The sequence below is a fragment of the Bacillus sp. ABR genome, from assembly GCF_056172715.1.
The window spans coordinates 1-22,127 of the sequence record NZ_JAOYSL010000001.1 but is presented as its reverse complement, the minus strand read 5'-3'; the positions used below and the strand labels follow the sequence as shown (position 1 = coordinate 22,127).

20 protein-coding genes are annotated in these 22,127 nt (G+C 39.9%); 8 read left to right on the top strand and 12 right to left on the bottom strand.

Annotated elements, in window-relative coordinates; genetic code table 11:
- Positions 1 to 20: 20 nt before the first annotated feature.
- Positions 21 to 1,076, bottom strand: a complete 1,056-nt coding sequence (locus OIT90_RS00100) for a YkvI family membrane protein (RefSeq protein ID WP_081258489.1) — start codon at positions 1,074 to 1,076, stop codon at positions 21 to 23.
- A gap of 72 nt (positions 1,077 to 1,148) precedes the next feature.
- Here OIT90_RS00100 and yyaC point away from each other — a divergent pair, with 72 nt between their 5' ends.
- On the top strand, positions 1,149 to 1,775 hold the full coding sequence (yyaC, locus tag OIT90_RS00095) for a spore protease YyaC (RefSeq protein ID WP_058837885.1): 627 nt from the start codon (positions 1,149 to 1,151) through the stop codon (positions 1,773 to 1,775).
- Positions 1,776 to 1,800: 25 nt separating this feature from the next.
- Here yyaC and OIT90_RS00090 read toward each other — a convergent pair whose 3' ends face one another.
- From OIT90_RS00090 to rpmH, 11 genes are all read right to left on the bottom strand, one after another.
- Positions 1,801 to 2,655 carry a ParB/RepB/Spo0J family partition protein gene (locus OIT90_RS00090; RefSeq protein ID WP_024424064.1) on the bottom strand — a complete coding sequence of 285 codons (855 nt, stop codon included), beginning with the start codon at positions 2,653 to 2,655 and terminating at the stop codon, positions 1,801 to 1,803.
- Positions 2,648 to 3,409 (bottom strand): sporulation initiation inhibitor protein Soj, encoded by a 762-nt coding sequence (gene soj, locus OIT90_RS00085; protein ID WP_008360890.1) that lies wholly within the window; start codon positions 3,407 to 3,409, stop codon positions 2,648 to 2,650. Before soj ends, OIT90_RS00090 begins: the two co-directional genes overlap by 8 nt.
- Before the next feature lie 235 nt (positions 3,410 to 3,644).
- Positions 3,645 to 4,472 (bottom strand): orthopoxovirus pf05708 family protein, encoded by an 828-nt coding sequence (locus OIT90_RS00080; protein WP_106025640.1) that lies wholly within the window; start codon positions 4,470 to 4,472, stop codon positions 3,645 to 3,647.
- 127 nt (positions 4,473 to 4,599) lie between these two features.
- Complete coding sequence (gene noc, locus OIT90_RS00075) at positions 4,600 to 5,475, bottom strand: nucleoid occlusion protein (protein WP_039182930.1); 876 nt, start codon at positions 5,473 to 5,475, stop codon at positions 4,600 to 4,602.
- Between the two features lie 105 nt (positions 5,476 to 5,580).
- A complete protein-coding gene (rsmG, locus tag OIT90_RS00070; RefSeq protein WP_024424068.1) occupies positions 5,581 to 6,300 on the bottom strand; it encodes a 16S rRNA (guanine(527)-N(7))-methyltransferase RsmG in 720 nt (239 codons plus the stop codon).
- Between the two features lie 13 nt (positions 6,301 to 6,313).
- Positions 6,314 to 8,200, bottom strand: a complete 1,887-nt coding sequence (gene mnmG / locus OIT90_RS00065; protein ID WP_039182934.1) for a tRNA uridine-5-carboxymethylaminomethyl(34) synthesis enzyme MnmG — start codon at positions 8,198 to 8,200, stop codon at positions 6,314 to 6,316.
- Positions 8,201 to 8,217: 17 nt separating this feature from the next.
- On the bottom strand, positions 8,218 to 9,597 hold the full coding sequence (gene mnmE, locus OIT90_RS00060; protein WP_039182936.1) for a tRNA uridine-5-carboxymethylaminomethyl(34) synthesis GTPase MnmE: 1,380 nt from the start codon (positions 9,595 to 9,597) through the stop codon (positions 8,218 to 8,220).
- 401 nt (positions 9,598 to 9,998) lie between these two features.
- On the bottom strand, positions 9,999 to 10,622 hold the full coding sequence (gene jag / locus OIT90_RS00055; protein ID WP_212052999.1) for an RNA-binding cell elongation regulator Jag/EloR: 624 nt from the start codon (positions 10,620 to 10,622) through the stop codon (positions 9,999 to 10,001).
- Complete coding sequence (gene spoIIIJ, locus OIT90_RS00050) at positions 10,619 to 11,401, bottom strand: YidC family membrane integrase SpoIIIJ (protein ID WP_087976621.1); 783 nt, start codon at positions 11,399 to 11,401, stop codon at positions 10,619 to 10,621. Before spoIIIJ ends, jag begins: the two co-directional genes overlap by 4 nt.
- A 157-nt stretch (positions 11,402 to 11,558) precedes the next feature.
- Positions 11,559 to 11,918: a ribonuclease P protein component gene (gene rnpA / locus OIT90_RS00045; protein ID WP_008360906.1), complete on the bottom strand. Its 360-nt coding sequence runs from the start codon at positions 11,916 to 11,918 to the stop codon at positions 11,559 to 11,561.
- Positions 11,919 to 11,996: 78 nt separating this feature from the next.
- The gene (gene rpmH, locus OIT90_RS00040; RefSeq protein ID WP_073208224.1) at positions 11,997 to 12,131 is read right to left on the bottom strand and encodes a 50S ribosomal protein L34; all 135 of its coding nucleotides are present in this window, start codon (positions 12,129 to 12,131) and stop codon (positions 11,997 to 11,999) included.
- Positions 12,132 to 12,751: 620 nt separating this feature from the next.
- Here rpmH and dnaA point away from each other — a divergent pair.
- The 7 genes from dnaA to gyrA all read left to right on the top strand — a co-directional run bounded on the left by dnaA (position 12,752) and on the right by gyrA (position 21,888).
- Positions 12,752 to 14,092, top strand: coding sequence for a chromosomal replication initiator protein DnaA (gene dnaA / locus OIT90_RS00035; RefSeq protein WP_024424073.1), 1,341 nt, complete (start codon positions 12,752 to 12,754; stop codon positions 14,090 to 14,092).
- Positions 14,093 to 14,282: 190 nt separating this feature from the next.
- Complete coding sequence (gene dnaN, locus OIT90_RS00030; protein WP_039175825.1) at positions 14,283 to 15,419, top strand: DNA polymerase III subunit beta; 1,137 nt, start codon at positions 14,283 to 14,285, stop codon at positions 15,417 to 15,419.
- 150 nt (positions 15,420 to 15,569) lie between these two features.
- On the top strand, positions 15,570 to 15,785 hold the full coding sequence (gene yaaA / locus OIT90_RS00025; protein ID WP_008360916.1) for a S4 domain-containing protein YaaA: 216 nt from the start codon (positions 15,570 to 15,572) through the stop codon (positions 15,783 to 15,785).
- 16 nt (positions 15,786 to 15,801) lie between these two features.
- On the top strand, positions 15,802 to 16,914 hold the full coding sequence (recF, locus tag OIT90_RS00020) for a DNA replication/repair protein RecF (RefSeq protein WP_024424075.1): 1,113 nt from the start codon (positions 15,802 to 15,804) through the stop codon (positions 16,912 to 16,914).
- Positions 16,915 to 16,931: 17 nt separating this feature from the next.
- On the top strand, positions 16,932 to 17,177 hold the full coding sequence (gene remB, locus OIT90_RS00015) for an extracellular matrix regulator RemB (RefSeq protein WP_039175827.1): 246 nt from the start codon (positions 16,932 to 16,934) through the stop codon (positions 17,175 to 17,177).
- 57 nt (positions 17,178 to 17,234) lie between these two features.
- Complete coding sequence (gene gyrB / locus OIT90_RS00010) at positions 17,235 to 19,151, top strand: DNA topoisomerase (ATP-hydrolyzing) subunit B (protein WP_024424077.1); 1,917 nt, start codon at positions 17,235 to 17,237, stop codon at positions 19,149 to 19,151.
- Between the two features lie 232 nt (positions 19,152 to 19,383).
- Positions 19,384 to 21,888, top strand: coding sequence for a DNA gyrase subunit A (gene gyrA, locus OIT90_RS00005; RefSeq protein WP_039175829.1), 2,505 nt, complete (start codon positions 19,384 to 19,386; stop codon positions 21,886 to 21,888).
- Positions 21,889 to 22,127 lie beyond the last annotated feature (239 nt).

Sequence of the window (22,127 nt, the reverse complement as noted above, 5' to 3'; positions counted from 1 at the left end):
GCTCTTAAAAAGAGAGGTGCTTATTTTATTTTATCAATATAATTTTTAGGGCGAGAAAATATCTTTTTACTTAAAATCGGATACAGCATTAAACAGACGAGCAAATAAAGATTCAACAAACTATAAATTGGATACAAGAAAGCAATCAAATCAGCAAATCCAAGAGATGTTAAAGGTGCCATCAAAAGAAGCATTACCAATACAACCAGCCAGCGGGGTATTCGTACAAAAGAAAGCATCCGGCTGGATAATCCAAATAAACCTGCTGCCGTCGTCGTATAAATGGCTAGACAAAGGACAACCGTCATAAACACAAACAAAGACGCCGGCGCCCCTTCTAATACTGTAAACAAAGGAATTCCCTCTGCTGAAAGGCTTCCAGAAATATCAACCAGTATTTCGTTATACACATACGAGATGACACCAAAAATGAGACCGCTTAATATACTCGCCACTTTGGCTTCCCCAAGCCCCTTCATTTCTTTCCCAACCGAAGACAGCACTGCCACAACGGATAATATATTCAAAGAAGCAAAGACAATGCTGGCAGGCCAATTGTACTGCTGTCCAAAATCAATCCGCCACATATGATCATGGTTCATATAATAAAAAACAAACGCATAGATGAGCCCTGCCACCAAAATTGGTATAATGAAAGCATTCACAGATAAAAGCCCTTTCACATCCCAGAAAAAAATCATAAACGAAAACAAACAGAACGCGCCGATGCCAATCCAAAAAGGCACATGATACATCTCAAGAGTCACCCCGCCGCCGGCAATCATGACCGTCGTTGTCGTGAATAAATAAAGGACAATTAACACGTCATACACCTTAGCCAGCCATGGACCGACAAGCCGCTCCAGCACTGGCACAAAGTGATCGGCACGCACCTCATAACTGATTTTTAACACCACATAGGTAGACAGCATAAACATCAATGTAAACAGTAGAATGGCTAGTCCGCTATCAATGCCAAAAAACTGCCAAATTTCCTGGCCGGAAGCATATCCCGCTCCTATTAAGCTTCCTAAAATTAAAAGCGTCCACCTTGAACCAGCCTTCCACACAATCATCACCTCATAGGTATAGAATTAAGCTTGTTTCCGTATACTGTTACTAACTACTATGACAAGGAAGTGAGACCTATGAATAGCAAGAACGGTCTTTTTTTTAGAAATAGGGTGAAAGAATACGTGTCCCATACGGATACAAATGCCATTCAACAGCTTAAAAGTATTTTATTCTCGCATCTTCAGAAAGCAGGAAAAAGACCCGTTGCCATCGTTTGTATTGGAACAGACCGCTCAACCGGCGACTCTCTAGGTCCACTTGTTGGTACAAAGCTTTCAGGTCTGAATTTGAAAAAGCTTCATGTATATGGAACACTCTCTGATCCAGTGCATGCAGTCAATTTAAAAGAAAAACTCGCTGAAATTGAACAAGCTCATAAACACCCGTTTATTGTAGCGGTTGATGCCTGTTTAGGAAGAGTGAAAAGTGTCGGTTCCTTCCAAATTGGAGATGGACCGTTAAAGCCCGGGGCTGGTGTGCAAAAAGAACTGCCAGAGGTAGGAGATATTCATATTAATGGAATCGTCAATGTGAGTGGTTTCATGGAATACTTCGTTCTCCAAAACACACGTCTTCATCTAGTCATGTCTATGGCCAATACACTTTCTGAAAGTCTATCTCACATTGACCAAATGGATTGGACAAGAGAAAAAAGCCGGTCTCTTTTCACCCCTATTCAAAATATCACTGGGCGAATATAAAAAAGACCATCCTGTATCAAGATGGTCACTCTGATGATTCCCTCGTAGAAAGCAATTCAAGGATTCTTTCTAAATCTTCATTGGAGAGAAATTCAATCTCAATTTTCCCTTTTTTCTTCTGTTTCTTGATCGTCACGGAAGTACCAAAGTAGTTCTGTAAGAAAGACTCTCTTTCTTTCAACACTCGATCCTTTGGTGCTTCTTTTTTCTTTGTTTCACGTGGAACATTTTCGTTTAACTGCTGCACAAGCTTCTCAACCTGGCGTACGTTTAATCCCTCATCCACGATTTTCTTTACTAAAGGCGCAAGCTTCTTTTTGTTTTTTAAGCTAAGCAATGTCCGGCCATGTCCCATTGATAACGTTCCATTTGCAATCAGCTTTTGTATGTCATCCGGTAAAGTCAACAGACGGAGATGGTTCGCAATATGCGGTCTGCTTTTCCCTAATCGCTTCGCTAATTCCTCTTGCGTCACACTTAGATGATCCAGCAAGGAAGCATACGCTTCGGCTTCCTCTAGTGGAGATAGATCCTCGCGCTGCAGGTTTTCTAAAAGGGCAATTTCTCTCATCAGCGTTTCTGAAAACTCTCGAACGATCGCAGGAATTGTTGTCAGACCAGCTTGTTGTGCCGCTCGAAAACGGCGCTCCCCTGCTACAATGTCATATCCTTTAATCGATTTACGAACAATGATTGGCTGTAAAACACCGTGCTGCTGAATCGATTCTTTCAGATCAGACAACGCATCATCATCAAACGTTTTCCTTGGCTGATACGGATTCGGGCGCAAATCCTTTAGTTTGATTTCTTCAACCGTTTCTTCATTTGAGTCTACGTTGTTAAATAGTGCATTAATACCCTTTCCAAGACCTTTAGCCATTCGCATCCACTTCCTTTGCTAAGTCTAAATAGACATCTGCACCTCTTGAACGTGGATCATACAAGATAATCGGCTTTCCATGACTTGGCGCTTCACTCAGCCTCACATTTCTAGGAATCACGGTTTGATAGACTTTATCTCTAAAGTACTTCTTCACTTCTTCGATAACCTGAATTCCAAGATTTGTTCTGGCATCAAGCATTGTCAGTAAGACACCTTCAATGGCTAAATCGGTATTTAAATGTTTCTGCACGAGACGAACTGTGTTTAACAATTGGCTCAATCCTTCAAGCGCATAATATTCGCACTGAACTGGTATTAAAACGGAATCAGAGGCAGTTAACGCATTAATCGTCAGTAGTCCAAGTGATGGCGGGCAGTCAATAATCATATAATCATAATTCTGCTTAACAGATTCAAGTGCTCTCTTCAGCCTCACTTCACGTGAGATTGTAGGCACAAGCTCTATTTCAGCCCCTGCAAGCTGTATCGTCGCAGGAATGACATCAAGATTCTCGACCTCTGTCGTCTTAATCACATCAAGAACATCTGCATCATCAACTAAAATATCATACACACACTTCTCTACGTCGGCCTTCTCAATCCCAATACCACTCGTGGCATTGCCCTGCGGATCAATATCAACTAACAACACTCGTTTGCCTATGTATGCTAAACACGCACCCAAATTAACAGAAGTTGTCGTCTTCCCGACGCCGCCCTTCTGGTTGGTAATCGCTATGATTTTTCCCACGATGTCACCCACTTTCAACTTAACAAGTTTCTCATTCATTCATACTTCCTATTCTATCAAAAAAAGTATGAAACGTTTGCTTTTTTTGTTTCCCTATTATAAATTCGTCGGTGAATGTGCCTTTTCGTACATAAAAGGATGAATGAAAACACACCCAAAAAGTATATCGATATAGCTTTTTCAAGAAATAGACATGCTCAAAACCCTCACTTTCATCAAAAGTGAGGGTCACATGTCAAAAGTTTAATTCACCTATTTTACGGCCTTCACTCACAATGACCTTAGGAGTTACTGTTTTATAGCTTTTCTTTTTTAAAAATCCGTAGGGTGTCTTAATGGTAAAGTTCGCATGTCCCAATGCGTCCCCTGTTTTGCCATAGGCCTGCCACACAATCTTTGAACAATAAGTCGGATCCAGTGATTGAATGGACATGGTGATCGAGTAGCGAGCCTTCGGATGACCTTTCACATAATCGTGTGCCCATTCTCCTGCTAAATCTGCCTTTTCCTCTTGATTAATCCGAATTACCTTTGTATTGGCACTATAGCGAAACCAGTTATGAATGGAATCTAGTTGCGGATGCTGCCGTAACCCTGGAATAGAAGCATAGCTTTTCTCATTAATGACGATACCTGCATGTCCAACCAACCCCTTCACAGCATCAGTGGTTGTCACCAAAATATCTCCTTTTTTAGGGATAATATCGGTACCAGGATACGGCTTTCCTAAAAGGAGCTTGAGGGTGTGCGGCTTCTCATCCGTCACCAGCTCATCCTGCTTATTTTGTCGTAATCCATAGTTCTTCAAATCATCGTCAGCTGTAATCAAGTCGATCGAATCGTCGGAAGACACATAGTCTTGATTGAATTGCTGTACAGTCACATCTTTAGAAACAGCACCTTGCTCCTTCAGAACGTTCAATTCTTCGTTGGTCATCAAACTTTCATCCGCATGATGAGCCGTTGACGATTTCACAGCGTATATTGTCGCTTCATTTGAAAAAAGAGAAAAAGAAAATAGTAAATAACAAATAATGGCGAAAGTAGTCTTCTTCATTTTCATCAAGTAGTTGTCACCTCCTTCACACTTCTAAAATCATATTTTACCAATTTATAAATATAATGTATATTGAATGTGTGCTAGAAATAAGACAAAAAAAAGCTGACGAGTGGCGCTCATCAGCTTTTTTCTATTTAGGGATTCGAATTGTTAATTGGATATATTCCTCAAACTCTTCTTCCTCGGTATTTATCTTAAGTCCGCTGTCTTCTACCATGTGGAGAGACTGACGAATGGTATTCATCGCAATTCGTGTATCACGACTAAACGCCTTACGTTTTGGCTTCGGTTTGCGATCTGTTTTTTGTTCAAGCATCTTCACTACACGCTCTTCAGTCTGTTTCACATTCAACTGCTTTTCGATGATTTCCTGCAATAGCGCGATTTGTAATTCTGGAAGCTTTAGGGGCACAAGTGAACGTGCATGCCTTTCAGAGATTTTTTTCTCTAAAATGGCTTGTTGTACCTCTTCAGGCAACTTTAAAAGTCTTAATTTGTTTGCAACAGTTGATTGTCCCTTGCCTAAACGCTGAGCAAGCGCCTCTTGTGTTAAATCATGGAGCTCTAAAAGACGTGCATAAGCATGAGCCTCCTCAATAGCAGACAGCTCTTCTCTTTGCAAATTTTCAATCAATGCCACAGATGCCGTTTCCGTATCAGTAAAATCTTTTATAATAGCGGGGATTTTCTCCCATTGAAGAGTCTGTACCGCTCTCCAACGTCTTTCGCCGGCGATCAGTTCATATTTTCCTTCTTCTTCTGTTGGTCTAACAACAATCGGTTGGATAATGCCATGGGTATGAATCGTCGTGGCCAGCTCTTGTATCTTTTCTTCTGAAAAAATGGTGCGTGGCTGAAAACGGTTTGGCATAATTGTGTCGACCGGGAGCTCCTGTATCTCTTCCTTTAATGTATCATGCTCAGCAATCTCTGCCTCTATTTCGGTTTCACGCTCAGGATGTTCTTTGTCACCAAGCCCGAAGAAGCGTGAGAGTGAATGCTTCATGAACCTACACCACCTTTAAAAACTACCTTTTTATAATTCTATTTTCTCATGTTTTTTCCTTCTGTAAAATCATAAATATTGAAGAAAAACCGACCTTTTACATGATCAACCTTCTATTGGTGATTTATTAGGTGTTCCTGGTTTTCTAGGATATTTTTTTGGTGTTTGCTTTTTCTTTTCAATGACAATGATGTTCCGTTCGCTTTCTTCTAAAGGCAGAACAAAGGAATGCTTCTCAACAACCTCTCCTCCGAGGACTGTGACGGCTTTTTTCCCTGCTTGCATTTCTTCGTCAGCGGCAGATGCTTTTAAGGCAACAAACAATCCTTCCTTTTTCACTAGAGGCAGACAAAGTTCGCTCAAGACAGATAAACGTGCAACTGCTCTAGCAGTGACAAGATCATAGCTTTCACGCTTTTCCTTACGTTGTCCAAACGTTTCCGCACGATCATGATAAAAAGTAGTATCTTGTAAGTTTAATCCTTTTGCTAACTCATTGAGAAACGTAATTCGTTTCTGAAGAGAATCAACAATGGTCACATGTAGATGAGGGAAACAAATTTTAAGAGGAATGCTTGGAAAACCAGCACCAGCTCCAATATCACAAATCGTCGTCACTTTGTGAAAATCAATAAAAAATGCTGCTGATATTGAATCATAAAAATGCTTTAAATACACTTCTTCCTTTTCAGTAATGGACGTTAAATTCATTTTCTCGTTCCATTCTACAAGCATGCGGAAGTAGGTTTCAAATTGTTCAAGCTGCACAGGAGAAAGAGTGATCCCTTTCTCCTCTAGTGCTGCTGTAAATTGTTCAATGTTCATGCCGACATCCTTTCTATTCTGCTATCTTCGCAATACGCCCCTGCTCTAAATATACTAAAAGGATAGAAATATCAGCAGGGTTAACGCCTGAAATACGAGAAGCCTGTGCAACAGAAAGCGGTCGGACTTCTTTCAGCTTTTGTTTCGCTTCAGTTGCAATTCCTTTGATGGCGTCATAATCAATTCGGTCAGGAATCTTTTTGTTCTCCATCTTTTTCAGTTTTTCAACTTGCTGGAGTGACTTTTCAATATAACCTTCGTATTTAATTTGAATCTCTACCTGCTCACACACATCAGAAGGAAGCGGTGTTTCAGCAGGAGCTAATTTCACAACAGATTCATAGTTCATTTCTGGACGCTTCATCAAATCGCTTGCACGAATACCGTCCTTCAGCTCACTTCCACCGAGTGAACGAATAAATTCTTGAGTCTCTGCTGTTGGTTTAATGATGACAGAATATAAACGTTTTTTCTCTGCTTCGATGGCTTCTTTTTTCTGCTGGAATGACTGGAATCTTTCTTCAGAAATTAATCCAATTTGATACCCAAGTTCAGTTAATCTTAAATCAGCATTGTCATGACGTAGAAGTAGACGATACTCAGCACGTGATGTCAAGAGACGGTACGGTTCATTTGTTCCTTTTGTGACAAGGTCATCGATGAGAACACCGATATATGCATCAGATCGGCTTAAAATGACTTCTTCTTTACCCAATGCTTTTCTTCCTGCATTAATACCTGCCATAATCCCTTGACCTGCTGCTTCCTCATAACCAGACGTACCATTAATTTGGCCAGCTGTATATAATCCAGAAATTTTCTTCGTCTCAAGTGTAGGCCACAATTGAGTAGGTACAATCGCATCATACTCGATGGCATAACCCGCTCTCATCATTTGTACATTCTCGAGTCCTGGGATGGTTGAAAGCATGCGCTGCTGTACATCCTCCGGAAGACTTGTAGACAAGCCTTGAACATAAACTTCCTGTGTATTACGACCTTCTGGCTCTAAGAAAATTTGATGTCTCGGTTTATCATTGAAACGCACCACTTTATCTTCGATGGACGGGCAGTATCTAGGGCCAGTTCCTTTAATCATACCTGAATACATTGGAGAACGGTGTAGATTCTCATCAATTATTTGATGAGTCTCTAAACTCGTGTATGTTAGCCAGCATGGCAGCTGGTCAGTAATATATTCAACCGTTTCATAGGAGAATGCCCGCGGGACATCATCACCTGGTTGAATTTCTGTTTTACTATAGTCAATCGAGTGGCTATTCACTCGAGGAGGTGTTCCTGTTTTAAAACGAACCAAATCAAATCCTAGTTCTGCTAAATGATCCGATAATTTAATAGAAGGCTGCTGGTTATTTGGACCGCTTGAATACGAAAGGTCTCCTAAAATAATGCGGCCTTTCAAGAAAGTCCCTGTTGTTAATACAACAGACTTCGCACGATAGTTCGCCCCTGTTTGAGTAACAACACCTTTACATTCATCATCTTCTACAATTAAATGATCTACCATACCTTGCAACATTGTCAGGTTTGGTTCATTTTCCATTGTTTTTTTCATTTCATGCTGATATTGGAACTTATCTGCTTGCGCTCTTAACGCACGGACAGCAGGTCCTTTCCCCGTATTCAGCATGCGCATTTGAATATGCGTCTTATCTATATTTCGTGCCATTTCTCCGCCTAGAGCATCAATTTCTCTGACGACAATCCCTTTTGCGGGGCCGCCTACGGACGGATTACATGGCATAAAAGCAACCATATCGAGGTTGATAGTCAATACAAGTGTTTTGGCGCCCTGTCTTGCAGATGCAAGAGCAGCCTCAACTCCAGCATGACCGGCACCCACGACGATTACGTCATAATTGCCAGCTTCATAACCCATTTCTTATGTTCCTCCCTTTACTTTCCTAAACAGAATTGAGAGAATAACTGATCAATCAAGCTTTCATGAACAGCATCCCCAATAATTTCACCCAGCTGTTCCCAGCAGCGTGTTAAATCTATTTGAACTATGTCGATCGGTACGTCCATTTCAATTCCTTCAAGAGCATCCTCAATGGATTGTTTTGCTGCCTGAAGGAGCGCAATATGCCTTGTGTTACTTACATACGTTAAATCTCCACTTTCAATTGAACCCGTGAAGAATAGTGATTGAATCGCAATTTCAAGCTCATCAATCCCCTTTTCTTGTAATAATGATGTCGTAACCACCGGACGATCCTTCGCTAACTGCTTGACCTTTTCAATATCAAGCTTAGGCTCAAGATCTGTCTTATTCACGATCACGATGATATCCATGCCTGAGACGGCCTCAAATAGTTTGATATCCTCTTCTGACAATTCCTCGCTATAATTGAGCACAAGTAAAATCAGGTCAGCTTCTTTTAAGACCTGTCTTGATCGTTCAACCCCTATACGCTCAACAATGTCCTCCGTCTCACGTATACCCGCAGTATCGACTAAACGAAGCGGTACACCTCTAACATTTACATATTCCTCAATGACATCTCTCGTTGTTCCAGGAATATCCGTTACAATCGCTTTTGTTTCCTGTACAAGACTATTCAACAAGGAAGACTTCCCAACATTCGGTCTTCCAATAATGACAGTGGATAAGCCCTCGCGAAGTATTTTCCCCTGCTGAGACGTCGTTAACAGTGACTCAATTTCCTTTTTCACTGATGTTGCCTTTTCAACTAAGACCCGATGCGTCATTTCTTCAACATCGTCATACTCAGGATAGTCAATATTGACTTCAACATGGGCCAAAGTTTCCAATATCTCGCCGCGAAGTCGTTTAATCAAACCGGAGAGGCGTCCCTCCATTTGAGTAATCGCTACATTCATCGCACGATCTGTCTTTGCGCGAATCAAATCCATTACCGCTTCAGCCTGTGAAAGATCAATTCTTCCATTTAAGAAAGCTCGTTTTGTAAACTCACCTGGCTCCGCTAATCTTGCTCCTTCTCTTAAAGCAAGCTGCAATACTTTATTGACCGTTACAATTCCGCCATGGCAGTTAATCTCAATAACGTCTTCTCTCGTAAATGTTTTTGGCGCTCTTAATACTGACACCATGACCTCTTCTATTACTTGCTCAGTGCTAGAATCCACAATATGACCATAATGAATCGTATGAGAATCCACCGATATAAGTTTTTTCTCCTTAGGACCTTTATACATCCGATCAGCAATCTGTACCGCATCAGGCCCGCTTAAACGAATAATCGCAATTGCTCCTTCACCCATCGGCGTAGAAATTGCTGCAATTGTATCCATCACTCATTCACCTCTTTCTCTACTGAATAAACAGTCTGTTATCTATTAAATGGACAATGTCCATCTCTATATCAAAAACGCTTAATCCAAAATTTAAAGATACCATAAATGAAAGCGAAGTGAAAGTATCCCATATCTAATTATCCACAGCTTTGCATCTTATCTATTTTAACACTTAACTTATCCACATGTGAATAACGACGTTTGAAACTTGTCTTCACATCTTACACCTAAATCCAATAAATTTAAACGCCCTGACCCCTTTACTTACTTGTTAAAATGGCGTTTTACACTCATATCTCACACTTAATTTTTAGAAATAAAGGATGAATCATCTATAAAAAGCAATTTTTCAATAAAAAAAGACTAAAATCCAGCTTTGCTGAATCTTAGCCTTTCTGCTATTTTTTATACAACACCACAACATGACGCTTGCTGCCTGTATCTTCAGATGCCGTTGCAAGTTCTTTAGAGAATGCAGCAATCGCATCATGGACAATTTTTCGTTCATTCGAAGGCATTGGTTCTAAATGAACCTTTCTCTTCGTTTTTAAAACCCGATTTGCTGTTTTGACGGCATATTGTTCAAGTGCTTCTTGTCGTTTCTTCCTATAATCGCCAATATCAATTGTTATATGATGATACTGATCAGAATAACGATTAAACACTAGCTGTACCAACGTTTCTAAAGAGTACAATGTTTGGCCTCTTTTTCCAATCATTAATGACGTTTTATCTCCATCAATGTGGAAAGAAATCTTTTTCGGTTCCTGTTTGGAAATAATCTTTGCTTTAGGATCAATAGACTTAACAATTTTATCTAAATACTGTGTAGCTAAATTAAGTGCATTTATCTTTTCTACTAACTTGACCACAGCTTGTCTTTTACCAAATAATCCTAAAAACCCTTTATTTCCTTCATCTACTATTGTGATTTCTACTTCTTCTTGTAGTAGCTGAATTTGTTTAAGTCCGGAATCTACTGCTTCTTCGATTGTGCGACCGACAGCAGTTATTTCCTTCATTTTTTATTCCCGCCAGCTTTTTCTTTTGTATCTACTTTTACTTGAGGTGTTTTAATCACCAATGTTTGAATGATCATGAAAATGTTACCTACAACCCAGTACAATGAAAGTGCTGCTGGGAAACTAATTGCAAACACAACGATCATAATCGGCATCACCCATAACATGATAGCCATTTGAGGGTTGTCCGAAGGATTTCCAGCCATCATCAGCTTTTGCTGAATGAAAGTAGCTACACCCGCAATAATTGGTAATAGGAACAATGGATCTGGGCTACCTAAGTCAAACCATAAGAATGTATGCTTTTTAATTTCTGCTGTTCTCATAATTGCATGATAGAAACCAATAAGGATTGGCATTTGAATTAAAATTGGGAAACAGCCTGCTAACGGATTGACGCCATTTTTTTGAAAAAGGGCCATTGTTTCCTGCTGAAGCTGCTGCTGTGTTTTTTGATCTTTAGAGCTATATTTTTCACGAAGCTTTTTCAATTCAGGCTGCAATGCTTGCATCGCTTTTGTACTTCTTAACTGTTTAATCATTAATGGTAAAATAAGCAAGCGAATTAGCAGTGTCACAATAATAATCGCTACACCATAGTTTTCACCAGTTAAGTTTGCCATGTACGTGATTAATTGAGATAGCGGGTAAACAATATAAGAATTCCAGAATCCCTTACTATCTGATGTAATTGGTTCATTGATCTGTGTACACCCTGCCAATAAAACCAATACGCCAATCAAGCTAAATATTAGTAATAATCGCCTTTTCAACAAGATTCCTCCCATTACTTCAAACTTTATTTAAGTTGGAATTGATTAAGAAAGTGACTCACCTAATCAGTATGGTAACATTTTTTCTTTGCAAAGTGGTGGTTTCATTTTAATTCACTAGATGAAGGAAGCGCTTTTAAAATTGATTCAACGAAAGTTTCTATTACGAAGACTTTTTCGGTTGTTGTTGATAAACAGCGGATTTTCTAAATAAATGTTGGAGAGACTTCTTTGTTTCTTCAAAGGTCAATTCACTCGCTGGTTTTCGTGCAATGACTATGTAGTCTTTTTCTTGCTTTAACTTATGACCTTCCTCTAAAAACACCTGACGGATCAGTCGTTTAATTCGGTTTCTTATCACTGCATTACCAATCTTCTTACTGACAGACAATCCTAAACGCAGTTCATCTTGATTTGGCTGATCCAGCTGGTAAATAACGAATTGGCGATTTGCCATTGATTGACCTTTTTTGAACACCTTTTGAAACTCTTCATTTTTTTTTAGCCTGTTTCGCTTCTTCATGTTTTCTTCCACTCCGATAAAAACTGACAGTTCATTTACGATTCTATGTAAAAAAGACCACTGACATTATTCAGTGGCCTAAGCTGATAATTTTTTTCTACCTTTGCTGCGGCGTCGCTTTAAAACTAGACGTCCGTTTTTAGTACTCATACGGCTGCGGAAGCCATGAACTTTACTACGCTTACGGTTATTTGGTTGAAACGTTCTTTTCATTTATGACACCTCCCTGAGGAATAGCTGTTTAAGACAGTCTAACTCATTATATTTGTGTAACCCATCGATTGTCAATATCAATGATAAAACTCTTATTATCAACCTTATAAGCATAACATAAGTTATCAAACGAAGAAACCTTCTTTTTTAGTTTCCAGCATTTTATTCTTTTTTTCCTCCTAAAAGACCTTCAAAACATGGATGTGGATATTTTTCCGGCATATTTAGACTATCCACACCCATTATCGACATTTTTTTCACACAAATAACCGATGTGGATAATTATTTTTCAACAGGATGTAAAGTGTGTGGATAAGTTTGTGACACCCATTGCACCATCTTGTTTATTTTGATATTATATTTGTGTTTTAACTCTTAATTACTTATCTGGCCCATTTATATTATCCACAAATTGTGGATAACCTGTGGAAAGTTATTACACAGCCTGTTGAATTGTTTATCCACAGCTTGTGTAATTTGTCGAAAAGACGTTTTTCTACTATATTAATTGTTTTCAACAATGTATGTGCACGAATGGTGATGACCATTTGCTCTTTTTCGTGTTCTATAACAGTTTGATACTGGTCATTTTAAAAAGAAAAGGAGGGGGGAGAGGCCTTATGGAAAATATTTTGGATCTGTGGAATAAAGCACTTCAGAAAATAGAGACAAAATTGAGCAAACCCAGTTTTGAGACATGGATGAAATCGACAAAAGCCCATTCTCTTCAGGGAGATACGCTTACAATTACGGCACCAAATGAATTTGCTAGAGATTGGCTCGAGTCAAGATATCTTCACTTAATTGCTGATACCATCTATGAACTAACAGGTGAAGAGCTCAGCATTAAATTTATTATTCCTCAAAATCAGGACGAAGAGGAAGCCATGCCAAAGTCTCCAATCAAAAAAATGTCTAAAGAAGAGCCTGTTGACATTCCACAAAATATGCTGAATCCAAAATATACATTTGATACTTTTGTTATTGGTTCAGGTAACCGTTTTGCTCATGCCGCTTCACTTGCAGTCGCGGAAGCACCAGCAAAAGCATATAACCCGCTTTTTATTTATGGGGGCGTTGGTTTAGGAAAGACTCACTTGATGCATGCGATTGGTCACTATGTGATCGACCATAATCCATCAGCCAAAGTGGTCTATCTATCATCTGAAAAATTTACTAATGAATTTATCAACTCAATCCGAGATAACAAAGCTGTCGACTTCCGTAACCGTTATCGGAATGTAGACGTGCTTTTGATAGATGATATTCAATTTTTAGCAGGAAAAGAACAAACTCAAGAAGAGTTTTTCCATACATTCAACACACTTCACGAAGAAAGTAAGCAAATCGTCATTTCTAGTGATCGGCCTCCGAAAGAAATTCCGACACTTGAAGACAGATTGCGCTCTCGATTTGAATGGGGCTTAATTACAGACATTACCCCGCCAGATCTAGAAACACGTATCGCAATTCTGCGCAAAAAAGCAAAAGCAGAAGGCTTAGATATTCCAAATGAAGTCATGCTGTATATTGCCAATCAAATCGACAGCAATATTCGTGAGCTGGAGGGTGCTTTGATTCGTGTCGTTGCTTACTCATCTTTAATTAATAAAGACATTAATGCAGATCTAGCAGCTGAGGCACTAAAGGACATCATTCCTTCATCGAAGCCAAAGGTCATTACAATTAAAGATATTCAAAGAATCGTAGGGCAGCAATTTAATATTCGATTAGAGGATTTCAAAGCGAAGAAACGTACGAAGTCAGTTGCTTATCCAAGACAAATTGCCATGTACCTCTCTAGAGAAATGACCGATTCCTCTCTGCCTAAAATCGGAGAAGAATTTGGCGGTCGTGATCATACGACTGTCATTCATGCTCATGAGAAGATTTCGAAATTAATCGTTGAAGATGAACAGCTTCAGCAGCATGTCAAAGAGATCAAAGAACAATTAAAATAACCATATAATGAGTACGGGAAAATGTGAATAACTAGAGCATAGTCATACACAGTCTGTCCACATGTGGATAGGCTGTCTTTCCTTTCTTTTTCTTGACTTATCCACATATTCACAAGCCCTACTATTACTTCTACGATTTTTATTAATAAAATATATATACATGTCATTAAGAAAATTTAGGAGGACCACTATGAAATTCACGATTCAAAAAGATCGTCTTGTCCAAAGTGTCCAAGATGTATTAAAGGCCGTATCCTCTAGAACAACGATTCCTATTTTGACAGGGATTAAAATTGTTGCGTCTGATGAAGGGGTTTCTCTAACAGGAAGCGATTCTGATATCTCAATTGAATCTTTCATTCCTCAAAGAGATGGAGATTTAGAGGTTATCACCATCGATCGTCCGGGAAGTATTGTACTTCAAGCCCGCTTCTTTAGTGAAATTGTAAAGAAACTACCTATGGCTACTGTCGAAATTGAAGTAGAACAAAATCACCTGACCATCATCCGCTCTGGTTCAGCAGAATTTAACTTAAACGGCTTAGATGCTGAAGAATATCCGCATCTTCCACAAATTGAAGAGCATCATGCATTTCAAATTCCGACAGATCTGCTTAAAAACTTGATTCGTCAAACTGTTTTTGCAGTGTCCACCTCAGAAACACGACCTATCTTGACAGGTGTAAACTGGAAAGTTGAAAAAGGTGAATTAATATGCACGGCGACGGATAGCCACCGTCTTGCTTTAAGAAAAGCGAAGTTAGATATTAACGAGGAAAGTTCGTATAATGTCGTGATTCCAGGGAAGAGTTTAACAGAGCTAAGTAAAATTCTTGATGATGGACAAGATCTTGTGAGCATCGTCATTACAGAAACACAAGTTCTTTTTAAAGCACAAAACGTCTTGTTCTTCTCAAGATTGCTGGATGGTAATTATCCAGATACAGCTCGTCTGATCCCGCAAGAAAGTAAAACAGATGTCGTGGTCAACACGAAAGAGTTCCTTCAAGCCATTGATCGTGCATCACTTTTGGCAAGAGAAGGACGTAATAATGTCGTGAAACTGTCAGCTGACCCTGAACAAAGCCTTGAAATCTCTTCTAATTCGCCTGAGATCGGTAAAGTGGTGGAGACGGTTCAAGCAGATGATATTAAAGGGGAAGATCTTAAAATCTCCTTCAGTCCAAAATATATGCTGGATGCGTTAAAAGTATTAGAGGGAACCGATATTCATGTAAGCTTCACTGGTGCAATGAGACCGTTCCTGCTGCGTACGCCGAATGATGATTCTATCTTGCAATTGATTCTTCCGGTAAGAACGTATTAATTCAATCTAAAATGGCTGCTGTGTGAGTGCACAGCAGCTTTTCTTCTCGTTTTCCATGCTTTCTTTTATCCCAGTTCGCTTTCCCCCTTTCCTTCTTGTCTTGTTTTTTAGTACAATTAGATATTAGTGATATTGAAAGAGGTCGATACAATGCCTAATCTTATAACCATTGAAACAGAAATGATTACATTAGGGCAGTTTTTGAAATTAGCCGAAGTCATCCAATCTGGCGGAATGGCGAAATGGTTTTTAAGTGAACATGAGGTGTTCATTAATCAAGAGCCAGATAATAGACGGGGACGCAAACTATACCCAGGAGATGTTGTCGAGATAGAAGGTTACGGCACATTTCAAGTTGTGAATTAGAAACGGGTGACAATACATGTACATTCAAAGTCTGGCGTTAACTTCATACCGAAATTATGAACACACCGAGCTTCAATTCGACAATAAGGTGAATGTCATGATCGGTGAGAATGCCCAAGGTAAAACGAACTTGATGGAAGCGATCTATGTATTGTCGATGGCAAAGTCTCATCGTACGTCAAATGATAAAGAACTTATCCGATGGGACCAAGACTATGCTAAAATAGAAGGTAGAGTCATTAAAAAAAATGGTCCACTCCCAATGCAGCTCGTGATCTCAAAAAAAGGGAAAAAGGGTAAGGTCAATCACATTGAACAACAGAAGCTCAGTCATTATGTTGGTGCGTTAAACACCATCATGTTTGCGCCAGAGGACTTAAGTCTTGTGAAGGGCAGCCCGCAAATCCGCAGAAGATTCCTCGACATGGAGATTGGACAAGTTTCTGCTGTCTACTTGCATGATTTATCGCTCTATCAAAAAATCCTCTCTCAGCGTAATCATTACTTGAAACAATTGCAGACAAGAAAGCAAACTGATCAAGCGATGCTGGAGATTTTAACAGAGCAGTTGATTGATGCGGCAGCGAAAGTTGTCAAAAGACGACTGACTTTTACGAAACAGCTCGAAAAATGGGCGCAGCCGCTGCATTTTGGGATTTCTAGAGAGCTAGAAACACTCACGCTCCAATACCAGACGGCAATAGAGGTATCAGAAGCGTCAGACTTGTCGAAAATAAAGAATAGCTATGAAGAATCGTTTCAGAAACTAAGAGAGAGAGAAATAGACCGAGGGGTGACACTGTGGGGACCTCACAGAGATGACCTGCTTTTCTTTGTAAATGGTCGGGATGTTCAGACATATGGCTCTCAAGGGCAGCAAAGAACAACAGCTCTTTCACTAAAGCTGGCAGAAATTGATCTGATACATGAAGAAATCGGAGAATATCCTATTCTTCTACTTGATGATGTGTTATCTGAACTTGATGATTACAGACAGTCTCATTTGCTCCATACCATTCAAGGACGTGTCCAGACCTTCGTCACCACAACAAGTGTTGAAGGTATCGATCACGCCACCCTGAAAGAAGCGGAAATTTTCAGAGTAGCCAGTGGAAAAGTAATTGACTGATAAATGAGGTGTGAGTCTTGTATATTCATTTAGGTGATGATTGTGTTGTTTCTACACGAGAGATTGTCGCAATTGTTGATTACAAAATGAGGTCGTCTTCTGTTGTAGAAGAGTTTCTACAAAAACAAGAGAAACAGATCATTTCGTTATCCCAAGGGACACCCAAATCCATTGTCGTCACAACTGAATCTGTTTATTACTCTCCTCTTTCCTCAAGCACGCTCAAAAAACGTGCTTCGTTTGTGATTGAAATTGAAGTCTAAAAGCTCAATTCATATAAATATATCGTTTAAGAAAAGTGTAGGTGAATGTACGTGGCAATGGAACAGCAACATAATAGTTATGATGAAAATCAGATACAGGTGCTTGAAGGACTAGAAGCTGTTAGAAAACGTCCAGGAATGTACATTGGGTCAACCAATGCAAAAGGACTTCACCATCTTGTATGGGAAATTGTCGACAACAGTATTGATGAGGCATTAGCTGGTTATTGTACAGACATTACAGTGCAAATTGAAAAAGATAACAGCATTACAGTAAAAGATAATGGCCGCGGGATTCCTGTTGGGATTCATGAGAAAATGGGGCGTCCTGCCGTAGAGGTCATTATGACTGTTCTTCACGCTGGTGGTAAATTCGACGGCAGCGGTTATAAAGTATCAGGCGGTCTGCATGGTGTAGGGGCATCTGTTGTAAATGCATTATCTACTACCTTAGACGTGACTGTATACCGTGACGGGAAAATTCATTATCAGCAGTTCAAACGCGGCGTTCCAGTGGGAGATTTAGAGGTTATTGGTGAAACAGATGTAACCGGGACAACCACTCACTTTGTGCCAGATCCAGAAATTTTCACGGAAACCATTGAATTTGATTACGATACACTTGCCAACCGTGTTCGTGAGTTGGCTTTCTTAACAAAAGGTGTAAACATCATCATTGAAGACTTGCGTGAAGGCAAAGAGCGGAGAAATGAATACTGCTACGAAGGCGGTATTAAGAGTTATGTAGAACATTTAAACCGCTCAAAAGAAGTTGTTCACGAAGAACCTGTTTATATCGAAGGTGAGAAAGACGGAATCACGGTGGAAGTGGCATTACAATACAACGATTCCTATACAAGCAATATCTATTCCTTCGCCAACAATATCAATACGTATGAAGGCGGAACACACGAAGCTGGCTTTAAAACCGGTCTAACGCGTGTCATCAATGATTATGCTCGTAAAAATGGCGTATTCAAAGATGGGGATGCGAATTTGAGCGGTGAAGATGTGCGAGAAGGCTTAACAGCCATTATCTCCATCAAACATCCAGACCCTCAATTCGAAGGACAAACGAAGACGAAGCTTGGGAACTCAGAAGCGAGAACCATCACTGACTCCCTCTTCTCTGAAGCACTTGAGAAATTCTTGCTTGAAAATCCTGATTCTGCGAAAAAAATTGTGGAAAAGGGACTGATGGCGGCTCGTGCAAGAATGGCGGCCAAAAAGGCTCGTGAGCTGACAAGACGTAAAAGTGCGCTGGAAGTCTCCAGCTTACCTGGGAAACTGGCAGACTGTTCTTCTAAAGATCCTTCCATCTCTGAACTCTATATTGTAGAGGGAGATTCTGCGGGCGGGTCTGCTAAACAAGGACGTGATCGTCACTTCCAAGCGATTTTACCGTTAAGAGGGAAAATCCTAAACGTAGAAAAAGCTCGTCTAGATAAAATTTTATCGAACAACGAGGTTCGTTCAATGATTACAGCGTTAGGAACTGGAATCGGAGAAGACTTTACTTTAGAGAAAGCACGCTATCACAAAATTGTGATCATGACAGATGCCGATGTGGATGGTGCACATATTCGAACGCTGCTCTTAACATTCTTCTATCGCTACATGCGTGAAATTATTGAAAACGGTTATGTGTATATTGCGCAGCCGCCTTTATATAAAGTGCAGCAAGGAAAACGTGTGGAGTACGTGTATAACGATAAACAGCTGGATGAGCTGTTAAAATCACTTCCTCAAACACCAAAGCCTGGACTTCAGCGTTATAAAGGTCTTGGAGAAATGAATGCTGCTCAGCTTTGGGAAACAACAATGGACCCTGATGCGAGAACACTTCTTCAAGTCACACTTGAGGATGCGATCGATGCTGATGAGACATTTGAAATGCTGATGGGAGATAAAGTAGAGCCGAGACGAAACTTTATCGAAGAAAATGCACAATACGTGAAAAACCTTGATATTTAGATAGATCCCTCCTGAGAACAACCTTATTTCTTGTTTGGAATAAGGTTGTTTTTCAAGAAATAGGGGCGTGTAACGAATGTCCTGGTTTTCCGTGTTTTCGTTGATTTTCTAGTAAATAAATGTGTATAAAGCCGAGATTATTGATATAATGGAGAATAGTCTTGTGAAGATAAATACATATTTTACTCCCACATAATTTATTTCATGTGATACGTAAAGGGAGGTTCTTATAGTGAGTGAACAACATACACCAAATGTACGCGAAGTAAATATTAGTCAAGAAATGCGTACGTCCTTTTTAGATTATGCAATGAGTGTTATTGTTTCGCGTGCATTACCAGATGTGCGAGATGGATTGAAGCCCGTGCATCGAAGAATTTTGTATGCGATGAATGACCTAGGTATGACAAGTGATAAACCATTTAAGAAATCTGCACGTATCGTTGGGGAAGTTATCGGTAAGTACCACCCTCACGGTGACAGCGCTGTATACGAAGCGATGGTTCGGATGGCGCAAGATTTCAACTATCGTAATATGCTGGTTGAAGGTCATGGAAACTTTGGTTCTGTCGATGGAGACGGTGCAGCGGCAATGCGTTATACTGAGGCGCGTCTATCTAAAATTTCAATGGAAATCCTGCGTGATATCACCAAGGATACGATTGATTATCAAGATAACTACGATGGCAGTGAAAGAGAACCAATCGTTATGCCAGCTCGATTCCCGAACTTATTAGTCAACGGGGCAACAGGTATCGCTGTAGGGATGGCCACCAACATTCCCCCTCACCAGCTAGGTGAAGTGATTGATGGGGTACTTGCGATTAGTCAAAACCCAGAAATGACAACACAGGAACTAATGGAGATCATTCCAGGACCAGATTTCCCAACTGCGGGACAAATCATAGGCCGAAGCGGAATTCGCAAAGCATATGAAACAGGCCGGGGCTCTATTACATTACGTGCAAATTCTATTATCGAAGAAACATCCAGCGGTAAGCAGCGGATTGTCATCAATGAAATTCCATATCAGGTCAACAAAGCCCGTTTGATCGAAAAAATCGCTGATCTTGTGCGCGATAAAAAGATTGATGGCATTACAGATCTGCGTGACGAGTCTGATCGTAATGGAATGCGGATTGTAATTGAACTGCGAAGAGACGCGAACGCCCACGTTCTATTAAACAATCTTTATAAACAAACGACACTCCAAACGTCATTTGGGATCAACTTATTGGCACTAGTTGATGGACAGCCGAAAGTCTTGTCCCTCAAACAATGTCTTGAATATTATCTAGAGCATCAAAAAGTGATCATTCGCAGAAGAACAGCATATGAACTTCGTAAAGCTGAAGCAAGAGCTCATATTCTAGAAGGTTTAAGAATCGCTCTTGACCATTTAGATGAAGTCATTGCATTAATTAGAAGCTCTCAAACTGCTGAAATTGCGAGAAATGGCTTAATGGAGAACTATAGCTTGTCCGAAAAACAAGCACAGGCCATTCTTGATATGCGTCTTCAGCGCTTAACTGGTTTGGAAAGAGAAAAGATAGAAGAAGAATACAAAGGACTTGTTGATTTGATTGCTGAGTTGAAAGCCATTTTAGCAGACAATGAGAAAGTTCTTGAAATCATTAGAGAAGAATTAACAGAAATCAAAGAACGTTTCAATGATACGCGCCGTACTGAAATTGTGACGGCAGGTATTGAAACAATTGAAGACGAAGATTTGATCCCTGTTGAGAATATTGTGATTACGCTGACTCATAATGGTTATATCAAGCGTCTGCCTGCATCAACATACCGCAGCCAAAAAAGAGGCGGTAAAGGTGTTCAGGGCATGGGAACCAATGAGGATGATTTCGTAGAACAGCTGATTTCAACATCTACCCATGATACGATCCTCTTCTTCTCTAATAAAGGGAAGGTCTATCGTGCGAAGGGATATGAAATTCCTGAATTCGGACGAACGGCGAAAGGGATTCCGATTATTAACCTGCTTGAAGTAGAAAAGGGAGAGTGGATTAATGCCATTATTCCAGTAAGCGAATTTGATGAAGATTCGTATCTCTTCTTTACAACAAGACACGGCGTATCAAAACGAACATCATTATCTCAGTTTGCCAACATTCGAAACAATGGACTTATCGCATTAAGTCTTCGTGACGAAGATGAACTGATGGCTGTCCGTTTAACCAATGGAGAAAAACAAATCATCATTGGTACGAAAAAAGGTATGCTGATTCGTTTTGACGAGACAGACGTTCGTGAAATGGGACGTACGGCGGCTGGCGTGAAAGGAATTACGCTTTCAGAGGATGACATCGTCGTTGGGATGGAAATCCTTGAGCCAGATGCAAACGTATTGATCGTAACCGAAAAAGGATATGGTAAGTTAACACCTGAAAAAGAATACCGTGTTCAAAGCCGGGGCGGTAAAGGTCTTAAAACATGTAAAATCACTGATAACAATGGTCCGCTTGTCGCAGTGAAGGCAACAAATGCTGAAGCTGAAGAGGACTTGATGATTATTACAGGAAGCGGCGTGATCATTCGTATGGCCGTTTCAGACATTTCAACAACAGGTCGAGTCACTCAAGGTGTCCGCCTGATTCGTCTTGGTGATGATGAACATGTCGCTACAGTGGCATTAGTTGAACAATCACAAGAAGATGATGAAGAGAATAGTGAAGAAAACGTAGAAACTATAGAGTCAGATCAAGAGCAATCTGAGTAAAAATAAAGCCGGTTCTTCACCGGCTTTATTTTTTTCTAAAAAAACATGAGTTTTTTTGAAATTTATAATGCTTTTTTCATAGATATGTGTTAACCTTTCAAAGGAGCAAAAAGAGGCTCTATTTTTTATCTCTTCTACAGTGGAAACTTCTTAAAAAAATAAAATGTTTTTTAAGAAAAATGTTGACTGTTGATAGAGATATATGATATATTTAAGTGGTCGCTTTGAGAGAGTGACAC